Origin of the sequence: Anaerotignum sp., from assembly GCF_031981185.1 — a bacterium.
GTDB lineage: Bacteria > Bacillota > Clostridia > Lachnospirales > Anaerotignaceae > Chakrabartyella.
Map to the genome: position 1 here is coordinate 9,425 of NZ_DALYUL010000019.1, position 17,107 is coordinate 26,531.

Below are 17,107 nucleotides of genomic sequence, written 5' to 3' on the forward strand. Positions count from 1 at the left end.
CCCAAGCTTTAGAGGTGGGTTCGATTCCCATCATCCGCTTTTTTGCAGTATTACCATAAAGTCCATAAAAATATCAAAAAAGCTTGAATTATGAGGAAAAATTTGCAATATTACATTGTATATCGTTACTGAAATTATTGTTTTTTTTCAAGCTAGATACATTATTTAATCACATAAAAATGGATAAAATCTTCTTTCTTGAGAAGATTTTTTTAATTTATCCCAAATCAAATAATAACTACTAATATATTAATTTCCATTCAAAAATCGAAAACAAATTAAAATAGACACAAAGAAAAAATCTTCGTGTCTAAAAAAATCTCTTTTATTGTTTTTCTTTTAAAAAATCTCTAATTTCTTCCAATAATAAAACCTCTGGGGCTGGTTGGGCAGGCGTAGGTTTTTCTTCTTTCTTTCTCACTGAAATTATTTTAATAAAAATAAAAATCGAAAACGTAATAATCATGAAATCCACAATAGATTGAATAAAAGAACCATATAAAATTGCAACCTCTGGGATATCTCCTACACTTGGAGTAATGACATATTTTAAATCAGCAAAACTGATTCCTCCTAAAAGCAAACCAAGAATGGGCATCAAAACATCATTGACTAACGAAGTAACAATTTTTCCAAAAGCTCCACCTATAATAACACCCACGGCCAGATCAATCACATTCCCTTTTAACGCAAACTTTTTAAATTCCTGAAGCATAAAGGACCCTCCTTTTCTATTGACCAAATAGTAAATTGATTTTCTTCTCAATATACAATATTTTACATTAAATGGCAATCATATTATAATATCTTTAAGGCTAAGCTATTTTAAAATACAATTGCCATTAAAACGATATCTTAAATGCGTCGTAAATACTTCCAATTTTTGTATTTTATTTCTTTATTTTTTGAGTTATTTTACAAAGAGTCCTTATAGCCTTAGCTAAATTGGATATAATGAAATAAAAAATTCCACTGAGATATTTTCTTTTCTATGATTTAGCAGTATATACAATTTTTCGCTTCGGTGTTATACTAAAAAGAAGAAAAAAGGCTTTATTTGTCTAAATGAAACTTATCTGAAAGGCATGAGAATTTTGATTATATTCCATAATGTAACAAAAACCTATCCAAATAATGAAATGGGTGTTGCGAATGTTTCTCTTGAAATAAAGGATGGGGATTTTGTGTTTCTTGTGGGACAAACAGGCTCAGGAAAAAGTACACTAATCAATCTTCTAACAGGGGAGTTAAAGCCCACCACCGGAGATATCACTGTGAATAATCTATCTCTAGTCAGTTTAAATCATAAAGATTTCCCCTATTACCGAAGAAGCTTAGGTATTATTAATCATGAATGTTTATTAATTGAGCATAAAACAATTTATCAAAATTTAGAAATTCCTATGTTAGCAACGGGGCATTCCAGTAAATCCATCCGAGAAGCTATCCCTTTAGCGCTTGGCTTGGTTGGAATGAGTAAGAAAATGTATGACTATCCCAGTAATTTGTCGGGCGGAGAAACCTTTAAGGTTCTTATGGCGAGGGCCGTTGTGAATAATCCAAAAATTATAATTGCCGACGAACCTACTGCCCATCTGGATTATGATTCCTCCCTTGATATCATGTCTTTATTTAATGAGATTAATCAATTGGGAATCACAATCATTATTGCCACCCACGCAAAAGAGTTTGTGGATACCATGAAAAAGCGCGTGATTACAATGCAAAACGGAAAAGTTCTTGGTGATGTGAGTAAAGGAAAATATGGTTGGATTATATGAAAAAACGAAAAAGGAAAAAAAATAAATTAAAAAAATTTTTTAGTACAGCATTTGTTGGAACATATATCAGCTTTTTGTTCTTTCTGTATTTATTTGCTACCCGCGTAACCCCATGGGATATAGATTATTTTATAAAAGGTGTATCCCAGCATGCCTCACAATTGGTAATGACACTGAAAACAGAAAAGGCAGCCTTTGATGCAAAGCGGGAAGCTGCTGCCTTAGCAAAAGCTCTGGCTGCTGAAAAAAAAGCTGCTGAGGAAAAGGAATCATCAAAAGAAGCTAAAAAGAAAGCTAAAGAAGCGGAAACAGATGAAACGATTCTGCATTCCGACACAATTGATTTAGTGTATTATTCCCAAAGTGATGCTCGCTGGAAAACTGAGATTTATGGTGGTGATAATATTATTGGTGTTTTTGGTTGCGGTCCAACTACCCTTGCCATGGTTGTAAGCAGCCTGACAGAAAATGAAGTGACCCCAGAAACCACTGCAAAATGGGCTTTTGATAATGGTCATTTTTGCAATAATAGCGGCTCCTATCATTCCATCATACCGAAAGGGGCGCAGAATTACGGACTTGTCTCAAAGAGTTTAAAGAGCCCTACTAAAGAAACAATTGTTCAGGAATTAACCAGCGGAAAACTAGTGGTGGTACTTATGGATCGAGGATTATTCACTTCCCAAGGGCATTTTATTATTCTTCGCGGAGTTACAGCTAAGGGGCAGATTTTGATTGCCGATTCTCAAAGCCCTGAAAACAGCAACCAACCTTGGGATATCCAAACAATCTTAGATGAAGCAAAATATTCCGCTAGTTCAGGCGGTCCATTTTGGTCTATTGGAAAAGCTTCTTAAGCTTATATATTCTATGTAATTAAATATAAAAGGCTTATGCACCCTTCATGCATAAGCCTTTTTCAGTTTTACTTTTCAAAAAAGTACTAAGAAAGCTCTTCTTTATTCTCTTCACTATAATAAAAGGAATTACTTCCCCCAATTTTTAGGCTAATTGCCTTATCAGATTGGATTGTGCTTTCCAAGCTTCTTTTTATCTTACAGTAAATTTCATTCATTCTTCTAAAATCTGTGTTTTCCATCAATGCAGCTTCTGCATCCATTGTTAGGGCTCTTTTTGCCAGTGCTTCCTCTTCTCCAGGCAAATGATGTATCAAGTCTTCTTGTAAATACTGCAGATTGTCCAATTCAAGCATAATTTCTGTGCGCATTTCCACTAGCAACTCAAAAGAATATGTGTCATTGCGCTGCAGGCATTCTGCCATTCGCTTTGTTACATCCTGCAACTCATTGACCTTGTTATATTTTTTTTGGAGGTTCAAAATAATCTCCATCAACGCTGTATTCATATAGGGCACATCCTCTGAAATTCTAATTTTTCACCAGTTCCGCCTGGGTGATACGATCCGCCTCTTTGAAGGTATTTTTAAGGTCTAAAATCATAGCCCTTAAATTGTGAATCAACTCAATATTTCTTCCTGCTTTAATTCTAGCAACTTGAAACTGGAAATACTCATACAGCTTAGAAATCTCCTGCCCGATGGGATATGTTTTGTCTAAAGTCGAATCTAGATATCTGATGATTTCCGAAACCCTGTTCATACATGCTTCAAACTCGGGGAAATTTTCAGCTTTTACCGACAATTCTGCCTTTGTAAGCCTTTTTGCGGATTCATCGAAAAGTAGCATCAATAGCTCACCAGAGGTCATAGTACTAATGGATTGCTGTTTATAATTTTGATAACCATAATTGTTCATACTGTATGCCAATCCTTTCAACCAATTACTGGCTACTATACTGATTCAACCAACCACTTTGGCTGTTCATCTTCTGCATAGCCACTTCTAATCGTGTAAATTGATTTTGATATCTTGTTCGCTCTGTTTTTAATTTTTTTTCATACTTCGTAATAACCTTATCAATATCATTCATCTGTGTAAGCAAGTTATTTTTAAGCATTGAGCTAGGGGATTTTACATTACCGGCTTTTTCAATTAATTTTCCTTTCGTTGCGCCCACAGTTGCTGCATACTTTTCTGTGATTGCCTTCATTCTTGACATAACCCCGCCTGTCATAAGATTATTGTCTTCTAAATCCTCTGTAAAAAGCTCCTTAACTCTCTCTGGATCGTCTTGCAATGCATTTTTCAGCTTAGTCTCATCCAGTGTTATTTTACCATTATCAGACCAACTTGACGAAACGGTAATACCAATATCAGCTAATTGATTACTCTCGCTGCCTGTCTTCATAAAGACAAATCTTAAATCGTTGGCTAAGCTAGATATATCTGAATCTCCAAACAACAGACCCGCTTTGGCCTTCTTCTCCCATGCGGTAACCTCAGACTCAGACATGTCCTTTTTTTGCTCATCTGTAAGGGGCGTATAATTTCTTTCACGTTTTTCCTTGACAGCAGTATTGCTATCCTCAACCAAGGTATTATATTCATCAATCATACTTTTGATGGCTTTGATTACTTTTTCAGTGTCAACCCCTGCACTAAATTTAATGCCCTCTGTTCCACCTACATACTCCAAACCATTAGAACCATTGTCCTGATAGCCAAAAGTACCGTTTGCGATGATTTTCATTCCGTTAAGATTAAACGAATTGGTTGAACGAGAAATTTCCGTGGCCTCTGCTCCACCTTCTCCATCAAAGTCTACTAGGATAATTGCATCCTGCCCTTCAACCTCTTTTCCATTCAACACTTTATTACTGGTATCAATTGTCCCATCTCCGTTACGCTTGCCAAAAAGCAATTGTTCCAACTCATTTAACTGGGTTACATTTCCATCCCCATCTCTAGCACCAATTTTTACAGAACCAGATGCTCCATTTTGTGAAGAAACAATGGAGAAGGAGTCACTGTTTGTTTGATAGGAAATATTGACATCTGCATTTTTATTTGAATTGATTGCATCAATTATATCCTTCAGTGAGGTTTTATCCTTTTCATATTTTATTTTAATACTTTCCCCATTGATTGTAATCTCATATTCATTACCATCAACAAGCCCTGCATTTTCAAAATCCTTTATTCCTGCCTTTTCTAATGTTGTTGTTAGATTCAATTTATTTGTTGAACCGTTCTCAATGCCAAAAATGCTGCCCTCTCCCGTAATACCAATGGATGGGCTGGAGACGTATAGTACCGATGATTTATCCTCAGCCCCAGATGGGAGTACTGTTTTAAATTGAAAAGTATTATCGCCGCCTTGTGTCAATTGAATTCTGCCTTTACCAAATGCAGTGTCCAATTCATCTTGCAAATACTTTTTAAAATCCGTTTCATTTAACTTTGTTTCATCATTAAAGGTAATAACCTTTCTAGTGCCATTGTATTCAAAGGAAAGGGATCTCCCCTTCATTCTTTCAGCAAAAGTTGTATCCTTTTTTAGGTCATCCGGATTTATCTCTGCAAGAGCACTTAATCCAGCAGAAGTAATACTTTTATCCATTATGGTGTTAGAACCTGATATAATTCCTAATGACGTAAAAAGTTGGGCATCGCCATTTACAATTTTTAAAGCATTGCCAGCCTCACTGGTATTTTTAAAATTTAATGTTTCTCCAACAGCAGACACATTCATAACACTGGCTAAGGTTTTATTCCCGCCAATGTCTACCTTTTCCAGGGCTTTGTTCATCCCTATAGCCACTTCTTCCGCATTGGTATATGGCCCGCCCCCTTCTTTCGGAGGAATAAATGCAGTGTATTGTTTATCTCCATATTGAACAATAAAGCCTTTCCCCAATATCGTAGAGACATCCTCATTTCCAAAGTTAACTGCTCCGGTTTGTATGTAGTTATCTGATAAAGTTTCTGTTGTGGTAAAGTTGGCATCCTGTGCCAGTTGTTTTATCCCGTTTACAGTGAATTGCTGATCGCCGGTAACACTTCCACTGGCTGTAACATACTTGCTGTTGCTGCCCGATGGGGTGATTACACTTCTTGAGTAAAAATTCGCACTGTAAAGGTTAGTGCTGGATGAGTAAGATGTGTAATTATCAGCAAAGCCCACCAACTTATCACTGATAGCTCGATAAGCATCCGTCTTCCATGACAATAAGGTTTTATTTTGTTTTTGCTTTGCAATTTTACTTCTTGTGCTCGCCGTCATCCCATCAATCAATTCATCGGTATTCAATCCACTGACTAGACCACCAATTCCCTTTGATTGGCTTCCATAGGCATTACTGGAAGATGACGCAGAAGTGAGGCTTGATATTGTTGCCATAGTATTCCTCCTTCAATATGGTTAAATGATATACGCAATATACATTCTTATCTAATTTTCCTCTATACTTATTTTTCGACATATAGTATACTTTTATTAATAGTTTGGTACCACAATTTAAAAATTATGAGGTGATACTCGTGTCAGTAATCATTACATTAACAAATCAAAAAGGCGGCGTAGGGAAAACAACAACCACTGCCACCCTTATTACAGGCTTATCCCTTCAAGAATATAAGGTTCTTGGAATAGATTTAGATCCACAGGGGAATTTAGGCTTCTCCTTAGGTCTTGACATAGAAAATACAGCAACTATTTATGATGTATTTCGTGGTGAAACAAATATTGAGGACGTGATACAAGAAACCGAATATGGTGATATCATCCCTTCAAATATTTTGTTAAGCAGTGCAGAGCTTGAATTCAACCGTTCCGGCAGAGAGTACCTTCTGAAAGAGGCACTTGAACCCGTCATGGATAAATACGACTTTATCATAATTGACACACCACCGGCATTAAATATATTAACAGTGAATGCCTATGTTTGCTCTGACCACCTAATTGTGCCTATGGTTCCTGAAATTCTAAGCCTTTTAGGCGTTAGCCAGTTAAAGGAAACTGCACAGACAGTGAAGAAATTCTATAATTCAAAACTTAATGTTTTGGGCCTTCTGTTGACAAAATATAATAGTCGTACAAATCTTGCCCTTGAAGTTGCGGATATGGCAAACGAGATCGCAAGTCAGCTGAATACCTCTGTTTTTTCTGCTAAAATCAGAGCCAGCGTGGCAGTTGCCGAAGCCCCTGCCCACGGTTCTTGCGTTCTAATGTATGCCCCCAGATCGAAGCCAACCCTTGATTATATAGACTTCATTGAAGAAGTGTTGATTCGTTGTAAAAGAGCAAGAAAATAATCATGGACTTCGTGGAAAATATCTCTATTACAATGGGAGATATTTTATTGCTTTTTTTTGGGGCTTATTTCTGCTTCGAGCCTACTAATTTAACTTTTTACAGCGTATCCATAACAAATGTTTGTTATGTTTTTTCATAATACGCTTTGTTTATTATTTTTTTGAAAAGAGGTATTAAAATGGCGCGTAAAACCAATAAGACCGCCCACGTCCTAAACCTGATATCTAAGGCAAAGGATGAACATCAAACTATGGATGAACAAATGGAAATAGATAGCACCGGCTCTGATGTATGAAATGATTTAATGTTTATGGGAATTGAGCCTTCCAATGATAAGTCTATTTCCGAAAAAATCAATGAAAACTTAGAAGCATTTGTAGAAGAGGAAGATAACTTGTCCTCCCCTGTTACAGAAGAGCTTCCCCAAAAAAGTCAGCTCTTGGAGAAAGAAACTTCTGTGGATGCAGTCCAAGAAATGGCTACAATAAATGCTAACACAGATACCACAGCAGACGTATCTGTTGTATCTGTGCCGGAACCACCGATACAACCCAAGGATGAAAAGCATGAGACCCATTCCGCTGTAATTACTCATCAGGAGCCTCCTGTTGAAGCACCCAAAGAACATGTTTTTCATTATGTAAATGTTTACGAAAATTTAGTGTTGGAGCGTCTTAAAGAGTTTCAAACTATGTTTGAAGTTTGTTCCTGCCCAAGATGTACTGCTGATGTAATTGCAATTGCACTTACAAACCTTCCTGCAAAATATATCGTTGTTGACAATCCTAGAATCATTCCATTGCTTAGTTTTTACCGTGAAAAATTTAAGACACCTGTAGCCACTCAGCTATCAAGTGCTTGTGTAACTGCAAAGGAAAAACCTCTGCATTAATAATTTTGTCTGCCTGAGGTATACGGATTCAATTAGATTATTAAAAAAGCCCATTGCTATCTACAGGTTTTCTCTGTAGCCTTAGCAATATGGGCTTTTTATCTATCAAAAATAAGACGCAAACTAAACTTATCTTCTTTTCTTTTCAAGCAAATGATCAATAACTTCCACCAAGCTTCCAATCTCAGGCTTACTTATCTGTTCATTTGCACCAATTTGTTTTCCTTTGATGTAAAGCTCTTCATTAATTAGCGAGGAAAAAATAATAACAGGAAGCTCCTTCAAAAGTTTATCACTCTTAATTAACTTCGTTAATCTATGACCATCCATAGCAGGCATTTCAATATCGGTAATCACTATGGACACTTTTTCAGCAAGGGTTGCCTCATCTGGAATGCTATGTAAAAAGTCCCATGCCTCTTGTCCATTATCAAACTTTCTGATATTTTTATATCCCGCTTTGTGCAAACACTCCAGTATCATCTTGGATAGCAAAATAGAATCTTCCGCCAAGACAATCGGTGCATCACTAACTTTTCTCTCGCCTAGCTTCGCAATATCCTCCGTCTGTATGCCTGTACGAGGGGCAATTTCAGAAACTATTTTTTCAAAATCCAAAATCACCACCAAATTTCCGTTTATTTCGGTAATGCCTGTGGCTACACCCTCTTCACCGCCACTTACGGTTTTATCAGGTTTTTGAATATCTGTCCAAGAAATACGTACAATACCTTCCACGCTGTTTACACGGAAAGCTATGTGCATTCTATTAAAATTAGTTACAATAAATAAATCTCGTTCCCCATTGGTCGCTTCATTCCCAAACAAATATTTAGCCAGATTTACTACAGTAATAACGGAACCTCTTGGCTTAAAAACGCCTTCCACAACAGGATGAGCCAAGGGCATCGCCGTAACAGCCTCTGCTACCATAATCTCTCTTACTTTGGCAACATTGATTCCATAGAGCTTATCATTAATCTTAAACTCCATAATTTCTATTTCATTCGTTCCTGTTTCAAGTAAAATTTCGCTCTTATTTTTTACGGCCATATGTATTCCTCCATTAAAAAATTGTAGTAATCCTTTGATGCATAAAACCTGTTACAAATAAATTGAAAACTACATATTCGTGATGATATGCAAATACCTTTGATAACATAATACCACAAATTTTTACAAAAAGAACAGCAATTAGAAAATTCATTAAAAAAAATATAAGAACGCCTTCTTTATTTTTGATTTCCATAATTACTGACCAAAAATAACTTATTTAAAAAATAATTTCTTTTCTACCAAAAGATCTAATATTACCTTGGCCATTGCTGCAATCAAAAACCAAAGTTCTTGCAAAATTTCCGCCCACTTCCTCACTAACAATAGGTATGCCTTCTTCTCGCAAGGTATTACGAACACTCTCTATATTCCGCTGACCAATATTCCCCAAGGACCCACCACCGGGGATATCGAACATTTTGGCGCCGCCGGCAATTTTTGCCGTTAGCCTTCTTTTAACGGCACCAAAAACTTCCATCTTTTTGATTGTTGCTCGTATTCCCGTGTCAGCAAACTTATATACATTTGCATCTGCACTGTTTTCTAATCTTTGAGGAAGCATAATATGTACCATGGCTCCAACCTTTGCAATGGGGTCATATAAACAAACCCCAACGCAGGAGCCAAGAGCATATGTGATCAAGCGTCCTTCCATCCTGGTAAACTTCATATCTGCAATTCCCACTGCAATCTCTTTATTCATTAAAAACACCCAACTTATTTAATAAAAAATTCAACGATTTGATATCCGGCAGCATAATCAAATTACTGGTCATCTCCCCGCCATTGTAAATGAATTTACCATCAACAACCATAATTGTATCGGTCACATATCCGTATTCTATCATAGGAACGGACATGATTCCTCCCAACATATTAATTGCCATGGCAGGCACAGAAAGATTAATTGAAATACTGCTTAACTGGGATACTGCATTCGCATAGGATGAAATGATGATATTGCTGACCTCGGCAATTGCAGATGCTCTGATTTCGTCAATATCTTCAAAATGATCAATTTTACCAAGAGAAAGTCTTTCAAAAACAATATTTACAAACTCAAAATCCAATAAATAAAGCATAATGCCACTGAATTCTCCGGTCATGTGCACCAAAACCGCTGAAACTATTTTTTCAGGCCCGCCTAAAAAATCAATTACTTGATTATAACCCATAATTTTGACTTCGGGTAATGACATTGAAATTTTTGCAGACAACGTATTAGAAAGAGCCGTTGCCGCATTGCCGGTGCCGATACTGCCGATTTCCCGAAGCATATCTATGGCAAATCCATTCATTTCTTCATATTTATTTATTTTCATAGTCCCTCCAGCCATCTAGATTGTTATCCGTCATCTTAAATTGTTCACTAAATTCTGAATTTCATCTGTTGTCTGAACCACTCTAAGTGAATATTGATACGCTCTTTGCGCTTCAATTACCTTCACAAATTCCTTAGAAATATCTACGTTTGAGCCCTCAAAGCTTCCACTTGTTACCTTTGCTTCCACCAAAAAGGGCTTTCCGTTCTTTTCAACGGGCTCAAAGTTTGTATCCCCAAGGCTTAGCATACCCTCAGTTCTGGGAAAATCAAACACAGCAGGCTTTGCATCTTTAATGGAAACCATTTCACCATCCAAAGGATTTCCATCCTTATCTGTTTCACCCTCCGTCAAATTTCCATCATCGGTTTTGATTTTAATGGGATTTCCACTCTCTCCGATGACAAAATATCCTTCTTTCGACGTTAAATAGAAGCCGTCCTCCTTCTGCGACAAAACAAAGCTTCCATTTGTCGTATAGCAATACTTTTTGGTCTGGGGATTTTGCAGAGCGAAAAATCCTCGTCCCTCAATGGTAAAATCCAGATCAGAGGAAGATAAATTTGTACTACCTTTTTCAAAGGAAATATTGGTTCTATCTGCCTTTGCCCCGCTACCTAACTTTACTTTAGATTCTAAGCCATCTTTCCCAGCCATATTGTTGTACATCAAATCGGAAAAGGATTGGTTTTTTGTTTTGTAACCAGCTGTATTCACATTGGCTATATTATTGGCGATCACATCAAGCTTCGTCTGTTGTGCAGCTGCTCCAACTTTCCCATTATAAAATGACATTTCCATACGCGATTCTCCTTTGCAAGTAAAACCATTGACAATTTACAATCTGCCAATAGAAGACGTCAAACAAGTTATGAGGCATTTGTAATTTATACTCTGCCAAGTTCTGTTGTGGCTTTGACTGCCATTGCATCGTACATTTTCAATATTTGAGCTGCACTTTGCAAGGTTCTTTGATTAACTAACATATCTGTCATCTCCCGTAGGGGATCCACATTAGAATTTTCCACGTACTTCCACAAAAGGGTTGCATCTGTTTTTTGGACTGTTCCGCCGGAAAAAACACCTTCAGCAACCTTACCCAGATCATCATAGTTTTCAAAATCCACGACTTTTAGTTTAGAAATCAAATTTCCCGTTGAATCATAAATTCCTCCATCAGGCATCACTTGAAAATCATCGGATTTTATCAAGATGGGGCCGTTTGTACCACTCACGCGACCCACGCCCTGAAGCACCACATATCCTTCCTGATCCAAACTAAAAGAACCGTCACGGGTGTATAATTTTTCTCCTTGTTTATCAACTTCAAAAAAGCCTTTCCCGTTGATTGCAAAATCTAATATACCCCCAGTCTCCTCCCAGCCACCATCAGAAAAGTTCGTTACCGTTTCATAAGGTACTGTAATCATGGAAGAATTGCCCAAAGGATTCCCTTCTGCCCCCGTAATATTATTGCCGGTTCTAGACATTACTGCATCTTGAAAAGTTCCTGAAACCATTTTATCTGACTTATAACCGCTGGTGGAAACATTGGCTAAGTTATTACTGATGACATTTAAATTCTTATTTTGCGTAAGCATGCTTGATGATAAATTATAAAACCCTTTAAACATTTTCCCCCTCCTTCTGGAGTGTCTCTATCCACTTTTTCAAAAACTCATTTTTTTTAAAATCTTATGCTGTCTTTTTAAAAGCCAAAGGTTATACTAAACTATTCTTTCAAATACAGCCTAAGCTTTCTTAAAGCATTGGAGTGTATCTGAGAAATTCTAGGCTCGCTGACACCTAAAACAGCGGCAATTTCTTTCATATTTAAATCCTGCACATAATGCAGTGAAACAACAAGCTTTTCTCTTTCTCTTAAGCTTTCCAAGCCTAATTTTATTTCCCGCTCCAACTCCATGCTATCAAGGTAATGCTCCGGCATGGTTTCTTTATTAGTATTCATAACCTGATTATGATATCCACCGTTATCCCCATCCTCCAATAACATCTCAAAGGAAAGAACATTCATCAGGTTGGTTTTGCGTAAATCATCATAATATTTTTCAACAGTAACATTCAGGTATTCTGCAATTTCCTCGTCGGAAGGGGCTCGCCCCAACTCCGTATGCAAAGCACTTATTGCTTTATCAATATCTTTTGCAGCCTTTCGAACACTTCTGGGGACCCAATCATTTTTTCTTGCAATATCAATTACAATTCCTCGCATGCGCTTGGCAATAAAACTTTCAAACTTCACATTTTTATCTATGTCAAATTTGTCGATTGCATGCATTAAAGCAAGAACACCTTCATTTATGATGTCATCTATTTGGGTAAAATCATGATAGACACCACGCATTTGAATTGCCACATTCTTTACGATATGTACATACCTTAAAACCAGCTCATTTTTAATCCCCAAATCACCGGTGGCTTTGTATTCAGCAAAAAGCTCTTCATTCGTCATTTCATTGCGTTTTTTCTTCAATATGATTCGCTCCTATGTTATAATACAATATTTCCAATGGATTGAATTTGAACATTATTCGCTATTTCGTTAAAGGAAATAACGCTGACATTGGGATAAAACTGCTCTATTAACCGATAAAAATAAACTCTTACCACATGGCTTGTCAATATTACGGGCTTCATTGAAATATCATTGAATTTCTTCACATTTTCCGATACCTGCAATAAAACCTTCTGCAGTATATCGGGGCTGAGGGATAGATAAATACCATGCTCGCTTTTTGCCATGCTAGATACAATGATCTTCTCAAGCTCCGCATCTAGGGTTATCACCTTCATTTGTCCACCTTCGCAGAACTTACGGGTAATGGTACGCTTTAGCGCAACCCTTATATTTTCTGTAATCACATCTAAATCCTTGGTGGTAGAAGAAGAATCTACAATGGTTTCAATAATCGTAACTAAATCCTTGATTGGCACGCCTTCCTTTAGGAGGTTTGACAAAATTTTCTGGAAACTGCTGTAGGATATAATATTGGGAAAAGCTTCTTCCACAAGTTCTGGGATACTCGCCTTCACATTCTCGATCAACTGCAGCACTTCTGCTCTGGATAGCAACTCATAGGAGTGTTTGGAAACCACTTCTGACATATGTGTCAGCATAACAGAAAGGGGATCTATGACCGTATATCCATAAATTTCAGCCAATTCCTTATTCTCAGGCAATATCCATTTGCTGGGTATTCCGTAAGCCGGTTCAATGGTGTCAATGCCATCAATTTCTCCCGCCAAATCCGAGGGTTCAATGGCCAAGTAATAGTCCACAAGAATTTCTCCTGAGGCAATTTCTTCCCCTTTGATTTTAATGGAATATTCATTGGGATTTAAAGATGCACTATCCCGCAACCGAATAGAGGGAATTACAAAGCCCATATCCTGAGCATATTGCCGTCGAAAGATAACAATTCTATTGATCAGTTTTCCCCCACCAGAATCATCCACTAAGGGAATCAAGCTATATCCAAACTCCATCTCAATAGGTTCTACATTTAATAGAGGATAAATATTGTTTACATCCTTAAAGTAATCCTCTTCGCTGGACATTTTCTGAGGAAGTTCCGCTTCTTGCATTACAGCATCCTGTGCTATGGCAAGCTTCATATTTCTCCTTGAGAAATAACCCAGGGAAAGCAGCATTGCCGAGGTGAGCAACAATGGTATCGTAGGCATTCCTGGAATTACAGAAATTAAGCCTACAATTGACCCACCCATAAGCATGGCTTGAGGTTGGGCTAAAAATTGAGCAGCCACATCCGTATTCAAACTTCCATCTGATACGGCTCTTGTAACAATCATACCTGTAGCAGTTGAAATCAAAAGTGCAGGAATCTGAGATACCAAACCATCACCGATGGTTGCAATAGAATAAACCTGCAGCACTTCTGAAAAAGACATTCCTGACTGCACCAAACCAATGATAACACCTGCGCAAAAGTTGATTACCGTAATAATAATAGACATTACAGCATCGCCTTTTACAATTTTAGTGGCACCATCCATTGCGCCATAAAAGTCTGCTTCTTTTTGTATTTTATAACGTCTTATCTTTGCTTCTGCCTCTGTGATCAGGCCTGAGTTCAAATCTGCATCAATCGCCATCTGTTTACCAGGCATAGCATCCAGGGTAAATCTTGCCGCAACCTCAGCAACACGCTCAGCGCCCTTAGAGATTACAATAAACTGAACAAGCACGATAATAATGAATATAATCGTACCAACAACTACGTTTCCTTGTAAAACAAAGCTGCCGAAGGCTGCAATAACTTGTCCTGCAGCTCCTTGTTCCGTCAAGATTAGTCTAGTTGAAGAAATATTCAAACCAAGGCGAAAAAGGGTTGTAATTAAAAGCAGCGATGGGAAAATTGAGAACTCTAAAGACTCCCTAATGTTCATTGTAATCAGCAATATAATGAGGGATACAGAAATATTTATAATAAATAAAGTATCCAACATAAAAGGCCTTAAAGGAATAAGTAACAGTAATACAATTAAGATTACAAACAAGGAAACTGAGTTTTGTAATAACTTTTTCATATCTCACACCATTTCAAGTTAAAGTAGCTTTTTATTTTTCAATTGATATACATATACCAAAATTTCCGCAACGGTGCCGTAAAAATCTGCGGGTATTTCTTGGTTAAGGTCGGTCATAGCATAGATAGCTCTAGCTAAGGGCTTATTCTCCAGAACATAAACATCGTTCTCTTCAGCCGTTTTTATAATTCGAAGGGCAACCTCATCCTGCCCTTTGGCAAGTAATATGGGTGCGCTGTCTTTTTCTAAATCATATTTCAATGCAACTGCAAAATGAGTAGGGTTTTTGATTACAACGTCTGCTTGGGGAACAGCCTGCATCATTCTGGACATGGCCATTTTTCGTTGTACCTCTTTGATTTTGCTTTTAATTTGAGGATCCCCTTCCATTTGCTTATATTCTTCCTTCAATTCGTGCTTAGACATCTTAATTTGACGTTCATATTCCCACCATTGAAAGAAAAAATCTAATACAGATATAACTACAAAAGCCAAACATATTTTGAACACAAGAGACATTGTCAAGTTCAGTAACAATGCGCTGGACGGGTAAACATCCCCTTGTATTGTTCTGGTAACTGATAAAATACTTTTGGAAATAAAGGAATACAGCATTACAATTAAAATAGTTATTTTTACAATTCCTTTTACTACATCAAATAAGCTTTTTACAGAAAAAAGTTTTTTTATCCCTTGGAGGGGATTCATTCTATTGAATTTTGGTTTTAAACTGTCTGCAACAAAAATGGGCTTGGTCTGTGCAACGGTTGCAAGGATTGACAACGCCACAGAGATAAAAACAATGGGTGCCGCAATCTGAAAAAATGCAAACATGGTTTCCTTTGATACTTCCATTGCAAACTCATTGGTAATCTCCGTTTTGGTTTGGGCATAGTTAAAGGCTTTATAAATAAACGTGTTGATCGTTTGGAGCATTTGAGGGAAAAATACTTTCAAAGCGAAGAAGGTTCCGATTAAGGATACCACAGCAATTATGTCCTTGCTGACTAAAACATTTCCCTTCTTCCGCTCGTCCTTCCTTCGCTTGGGCGTGGCCTTCTCGGTTTTAGAATCTCCAGCCAATGTTCTCCCCCCTTACACGAATTCTTATTTTTGGGATAAAACTCCCAAGTCACTTCTAACGATTACATAAAAGCATTGGCTCTACGCAAACCATGAATCAAATCCGATTTAACCCATCTGCATCAGAATCTGTCTTACGCTGTCCACCATAGTTACCACCAATGTATTCAAAAAATCCGCCATTGGCGAAAATATAATCAGCATTGTCAGTAATCCCACAAATATTTTAAGCTGAATATCAACAACAAAAACATTGATTTGGGGAATGGCTCTCATCAAAATCCCCATACCCACCGCGCACAAAAATTCGATGGCAATAATGGGAAATGACATTTTCAAGGCCAGCTCACTGCACAAAATAAAAGTATCCAATATGCCTTGAGCAACCTCTTGCCCCAAGGCAACTTGTCCATAAGGCACCACTTGTGCTGAATTTAATAAAATATGAATAATTGCTAAATGGGCATCCATTGCAAAGAACAAAAACATAAATAAAATATTATAGTAAGTTGCGCTAAGTGCTATAGAGGCGTTACTTTGAGCATCAAATATTTTGGACATGGATAATCCCAGCTGCATATCAATCATTTCTCCTGCAAAAATAATTACAAAAAGAAATAAACTGATAACAAAGCCAATGGCTGCCCCTGCCGCAAACTCCTTTATCAGGAGCACGGCGTACTCAAACATGCCCGAAAGTTCCATCTGCTGTTGTGGCAAAGAAGTAAATACAATCATAGCCAAAGCAAGAATCAATCCGGATTTCACAATACCAGGAATGTTTTTCCGTCCAAAAATAGGATTTAGCAGAACAAATCCCGACATTCTCATTAATACAAACGAGAAGAAAACAAAGTTTTTATAATAATCCATCTGTTTCTTTGCCTCCGAAATTACATTAGTGCAAAATGTATTTCCTTTACCAAACTCTTTGTCATTTAGAGAAATCTATAAAATAGCTTAAAGCATAAGCTGAAACACTTCATAGACAAAATCCTGCAACGTTTCAAGCATCCACGGTCCGCAAACGATACAAACAAAAACAATTAGTAAAACCTTTGGAACAAAGGTGATTGTCTGTTCATGAATCTGGGTTGCCGCCTGTATGATTGAAATAAAAACACCAATAATCATACTAAGTATAAGGATAGGGCCACCGATTTTCATTGCAACCATAATGGCTGAACGCATAATATCTAAAGCATCTCCGTTTGTCATATATTATCCCC

Annotated in this window: 18 protein-coding genes; 4 read left to right on the plus strand and 14 right to left on the minus strand. The window is 37.2% G+C overall.

Going from position 1 to position 17,107, the window contains the following annotated elements:
• Nucleotides 1-325: 325 nt before the first annotated feature.
• A complete protein-coding gene (gene mscL / locus RTK36_RS11315) occupies nucleotides 326-715 on the minus strand; it encodes a large-conductance mechanosensitive channel protein MscL (RefSeq protein WP_312047298.1) in 390 nt (129 codons plus the stop codon).
• Nucleotides 716-1,085: 370 nt separating this feature from the next.
• Between mscL and RTK36_RS11320 the strand changes: the two genes are divergently transcribed.
• Together RTK36_RS11320 and RTK36_RS11325 are read left to right on the plus strand one after the other, a co-directional pair.
• Nucleotides 1,086-1,781: a cell division ATP-binding protein FtsE gene (locus tag RTK36_RS11320; RefSeq protein ID WP_312047300.1), complete on the plus strand. Its 696-nt coding sequence runs from the start codon at nucleotides 1,086-1,088 to the stop codon at nucleotides 1,779-1,781.
• The gene (locus tag RTK36_RS11325; RefSeq protein WP_312047302.1) at nucleotides 1,778-2,638 is read left to right on the plus strand and encodes a C39 family peptidase; all 861 of its coding nucleotides are present in this window, start codon (nucleotides 1,778-1,780) and stop codon (nucleotides 2,636-2,638) included. Before RTK36_RS11320 ends, RTK36_RS11325 begins: the two co-directional genes overlap by 4 nt.
• A gap of 86 nt (nucleotides 2,639-2,724) precedes the next feature.
• Here the strand turns inward: RTK36_RS11325 and RTK36_RS11330 are convergent, their stop codons facing one another.
• The 3 genes from RTK36_RS11330 to fliD are packed head-to-tail and all read right to left on the minus strand — an operon-like array spanning nucleotide 2,725 to nucleotide 6,041.
• A complete protein-coding gene (locus RTK36_RS11330; RefSeq protein WP_312047304.1) occupies nucleotides 2,725-3,147 on the minus strand; it encodes a hypothetical protein in 423 nt (140 codons plus the stop codon).
• A 22-nt stretch (nucleotides 3,148-3,169) separates the two neighbouring features.
• Entirely contained in the window at nucleotides 3,170-3,556 is a 387-nt protein-coding gene (locus tag RTK36_RS11335) for a flagellar export chaperone FliS (protein ID WP_312047306.1), read from the minus strand.
• A gap of 25 nt (nucleotides 3,557-3,581) precedes the next feature.
• Nucleotides 3,582-6,041, minus strand: coding sequence for a flagellar filament capping protein FliD (gene fliD, locus RTK36_RS11340; protein ID WP_312047308.1), 2,460 nt, complete (start codon nucleotides 6,039-6,041; stop codon nucleotides 3,582-3,584).
• Between the two features lie 140 nt (nucleotides 6,042-6,181).
• Between fliD and RTK36_RS11345 the strand changes: the two genes are divergently transcribed.
• Together RTK36_RS11345 and RTK36_RS11350 are read left to right on the plus strand one after the other, a co-directional pair.
• Entirely contained in the window at nucleotides 6,182-6,955 is a 774-nt protein-coding gene (locus tag RTK36_RS11345; protein ID WP_312047310.1) for a ParA family protein, read from the plus strand.
• Between the two features lie 305 nt (nucleotides 6,956-7,260).
• The gene (locus RTK36_RS11350) at nucleotides 7,261-7,848 is read left to right on the plus strand and encodes a late competence development ComFB family protein (RefSeq protein WP_312047312.1); all 588 of its coding nucleotides are present in this window, start codon (nucleotides 7,261-7,263) and stop codon (nucleotides 7,846-7,848) included.
• Nucleotides 7,849-7,977: 129 nt separating this feature from the next.
• On the opposite strand, the gene RTK36_RS11355 is transcribed toward RTK36_RS11350, so the two are convergent.
• The 10 genes from RTK36_RS11355 to fliQ all read right to left on the minus strand — a co-directional run bounded on the left by RTK36_RS11355 (nucleotide 7,978) and on the right by fliQ (nucleotide 17,096).
• A complete protein-coding gene (locus tag RTK36_RS11355) occupies nucleotides 7,978-8,901 on the minus strand; it encodes a chemotaxis protein (protein ID WP_312047314.1) in 924 nt (307 codons plus the stop codon).
• A gap of 220 nt (nucleotides 8,902-9,121) precedes the next feature.
• A complete protein-coding gene (locus RTK36_RS11360) occupies nucleotides 9,122-9,607 on the minus strand; it encodes a chemotaxis protein CheD (RefSeq protein ID WP_312047316.1) in 486 nt (161 codons plus the stop codon).
• The gene (locus RTK36_RS11365) at nucleotides 9,600-10,226 is read right to left on the minus strand and encodes a chemotaxis protein CheC (RefSeq protein WP_312047319.1); all 627 of its coding nucleotides are present in this window, start codon (nucleotides 10,224-10,226) and stop codon (nucleotides 9,600-9,602) included. Before RTK36_RS11365 ends, RTK36_RS11360 begins: the two co-directional genes overlap by 8 nt.
• 30 nt (nucleotides 10,227-10,256) lie before the next feature.
• Nucleotides 10,257-11,027, minus strand: coding sequence for a flagellar hook-basal body protein (locus RTK36_RS11370; RefSeq protein ID WP_312047321.1), 771 nt, complete (start codon nucleotides 11,025-11,027; stop codon nucleotides 10,257-10,259).
• Nucleotides 11,028-11,113: 86 nt separating this feature from the next.
• On the minus strand, nucleotides 11,114-11,860 hold the full coding sequence (locus tag RTK36_RS11375; RefSeq protein WP_312047323.1) for a flagellar hook-basal body protein: 747 nt from the start codon (nucleotides 11,858-11,860) through the stop codon (nucleotides 11,114-11,116).
• Nucleotides 11,861-11,958: 98 nt separating this feature from the next.
• On the minus strand, nucleotides 11,959-12,720 hold the full coding sequence (locus RTK36_RS11380) for a sigma-70 family RNA polymerase sigma factor (protein ID WP_312047325.1): 762 nt from the start codon (nucleotides 12,718-12,720) through the stop codon (nucleotides 11,959-11,961).
• A 17-nt stretch (nucleotides 12,721-12,737) separates the two neighbouring features.
• The gene (flhA, locus tag RTK36_RS11385) at nucleotides 12,738-14,795 is read right to left on the minus strand and encodes a flagellar biosynthesis protein FlhA (RefSeq protein ID WP_312047327.1); all 2,058 of its coding nucleotides are present in this window, start codon (nucleotides 14,793-14,795) and stop codon (nucleotides 12,738-12,740) included.
• 18 nt (nucleotides 14,796-14,813) lie between these two features.
• Nucleotides 14,814-15,878, minus strand: a complete 1,065-nt coding sequence (gene flhB / locus RTK36_RS11390; protein WP_312047330.1) for a flagellar biosynthesis protein FlhB — start codon at nucleotides 15,876-15,878, stop codon at nucleotides 14,814-14,816.
• 108 nt (nucleotides 15,879-15,986) lie between these two features.
• Nucleotides 15,987-16,751 carry a flagellar biosynthetic protein FliR gene (locus tag RTK36_RS11395; RefSeq protein WP_312047332.1) on the minus strand — a complete coding sequence of 255 codons (765 nt, stop codon included), beginning with the start codon at nucleotides 16,749-16,751 and terminating at the stop codon, nucleotides 15,987-15,989.
• An 87-nt stretch (nucleotides 16,752-16,838) separates the two neighbouring features.
• Nucleotides 16,839-17,096 carry a flagellar biosynthesis protein FliQ gene (gene fliQ / locus RTK36_RS11400; protein WP_312047335.1) on the minus strand — a complete coding sequence of 86 codons (258 nt, stop codon included), beginning with the start codon at nucleotides 17,094-17,096 and terminating at the stop codon, nucleotides 16,839-16,841.
• Nucleotides 17,097-17,107 lie beyond the last annotated feature (11 nt).

Coding starts and splice junctions, on each gene's coding strand:
- mscL (WP_312047298.1), bottom strand. CDS start 715: ATGCTTCAGGAATTTAAAAAGTTTGCGTTAAAAGGGAATGTGATTGAT.
- RTK36_RS11320 (WP_312047300.1), top strand. CDS start 1,086: ATGAGAATTTTGATTATATTCCATAATGTAACAAAAACCTATCCAAAT.
- RTK36_RS11325 (WP_312047302.1), top strand. CDS start 1,778: ATGAAAAAACGAAAAAGGAAAAAAAATAAATTAAAAAAATTTTTTAGT.
- RTK36_RS11330 (WP_312047304.1), bottom strand. CDS start 3,147: ATGAATACAGCGTTGATGGAGATTATTTTGAACCTCCAAAAAAAATAT.
- RTK36_RS11335 (WP_312047306.1), bottom strand. CDS start 3,556: ATGAACAATTATGGTTATCAAAATTATAAACAGCAATCCATTAGTACT.
- fliD (WP_312047308.1), bottom strand. CDS start 6,041: ATGGCAACAATATCAAGCCTCACTTCTGCGTCATCTTCCAGTAATGCC.
- RTK36_RS11350 (WP_312047312.1), top strand. CDS start 7,261: ATGTTTATGGGAATTGAGCCTTCCAATGATAAGTCTATTTCCGAAAAA.
- RTK36_RS11355 (WP_312047314.1), bottom strand. CDS start 8,901: ATGGCCGTAAAAAATAAGAGCGAAATTTTACTTGAAACAGGAACGAAT.
- RTK36_RS11360 (WP_312047316.1), bottom strand. CDS start 9,607: ATGAATAAAGAGATTGCAGTGGGAATTGCAGATATGAAGTTTACCAGG.
- RTK36_RS11365 (WP_312047319.1), bottom strand. CDS start 10,226: ATGAAAATAAATAAATATGAAGAAATGAATGGATTTGCCATAGATATG.
- RTK36_RS11370 (WP_312047321.1), bottom strand. CDS start 11,027: ATGGAAATGTCATTTTATAATGGGAAAGTTGGAGCAGCTGCACAACAG.
- RTK36_RS11375 (WP_312047323.1), bottom strand. CDS start 11,860: ATGTTTAAAGGGTTTTATAATTTATCATCAAGCATGCTTACGCAAAAT.
- flhA (WP_312047327.1), bottom strand. CDS start 14,795: ATGAAAAAGTTATTACAAAACTCAGTTTCCTTGTTTGTAATCTTAATT.
- RTK36_RS11395 (WP_312047332.1), bottom strand. CDS start 16,751: ATGGATTATTATAAAAACTTTGTTTTCTTCTCGTTTGTATTAATGAGA.
- fliQ (WP_312047335.1), bottom strand. CDS start 17,096: ATGACAAACGGAGATGCTTTAGATATTATGCGTTCAGCCATTATGGTT.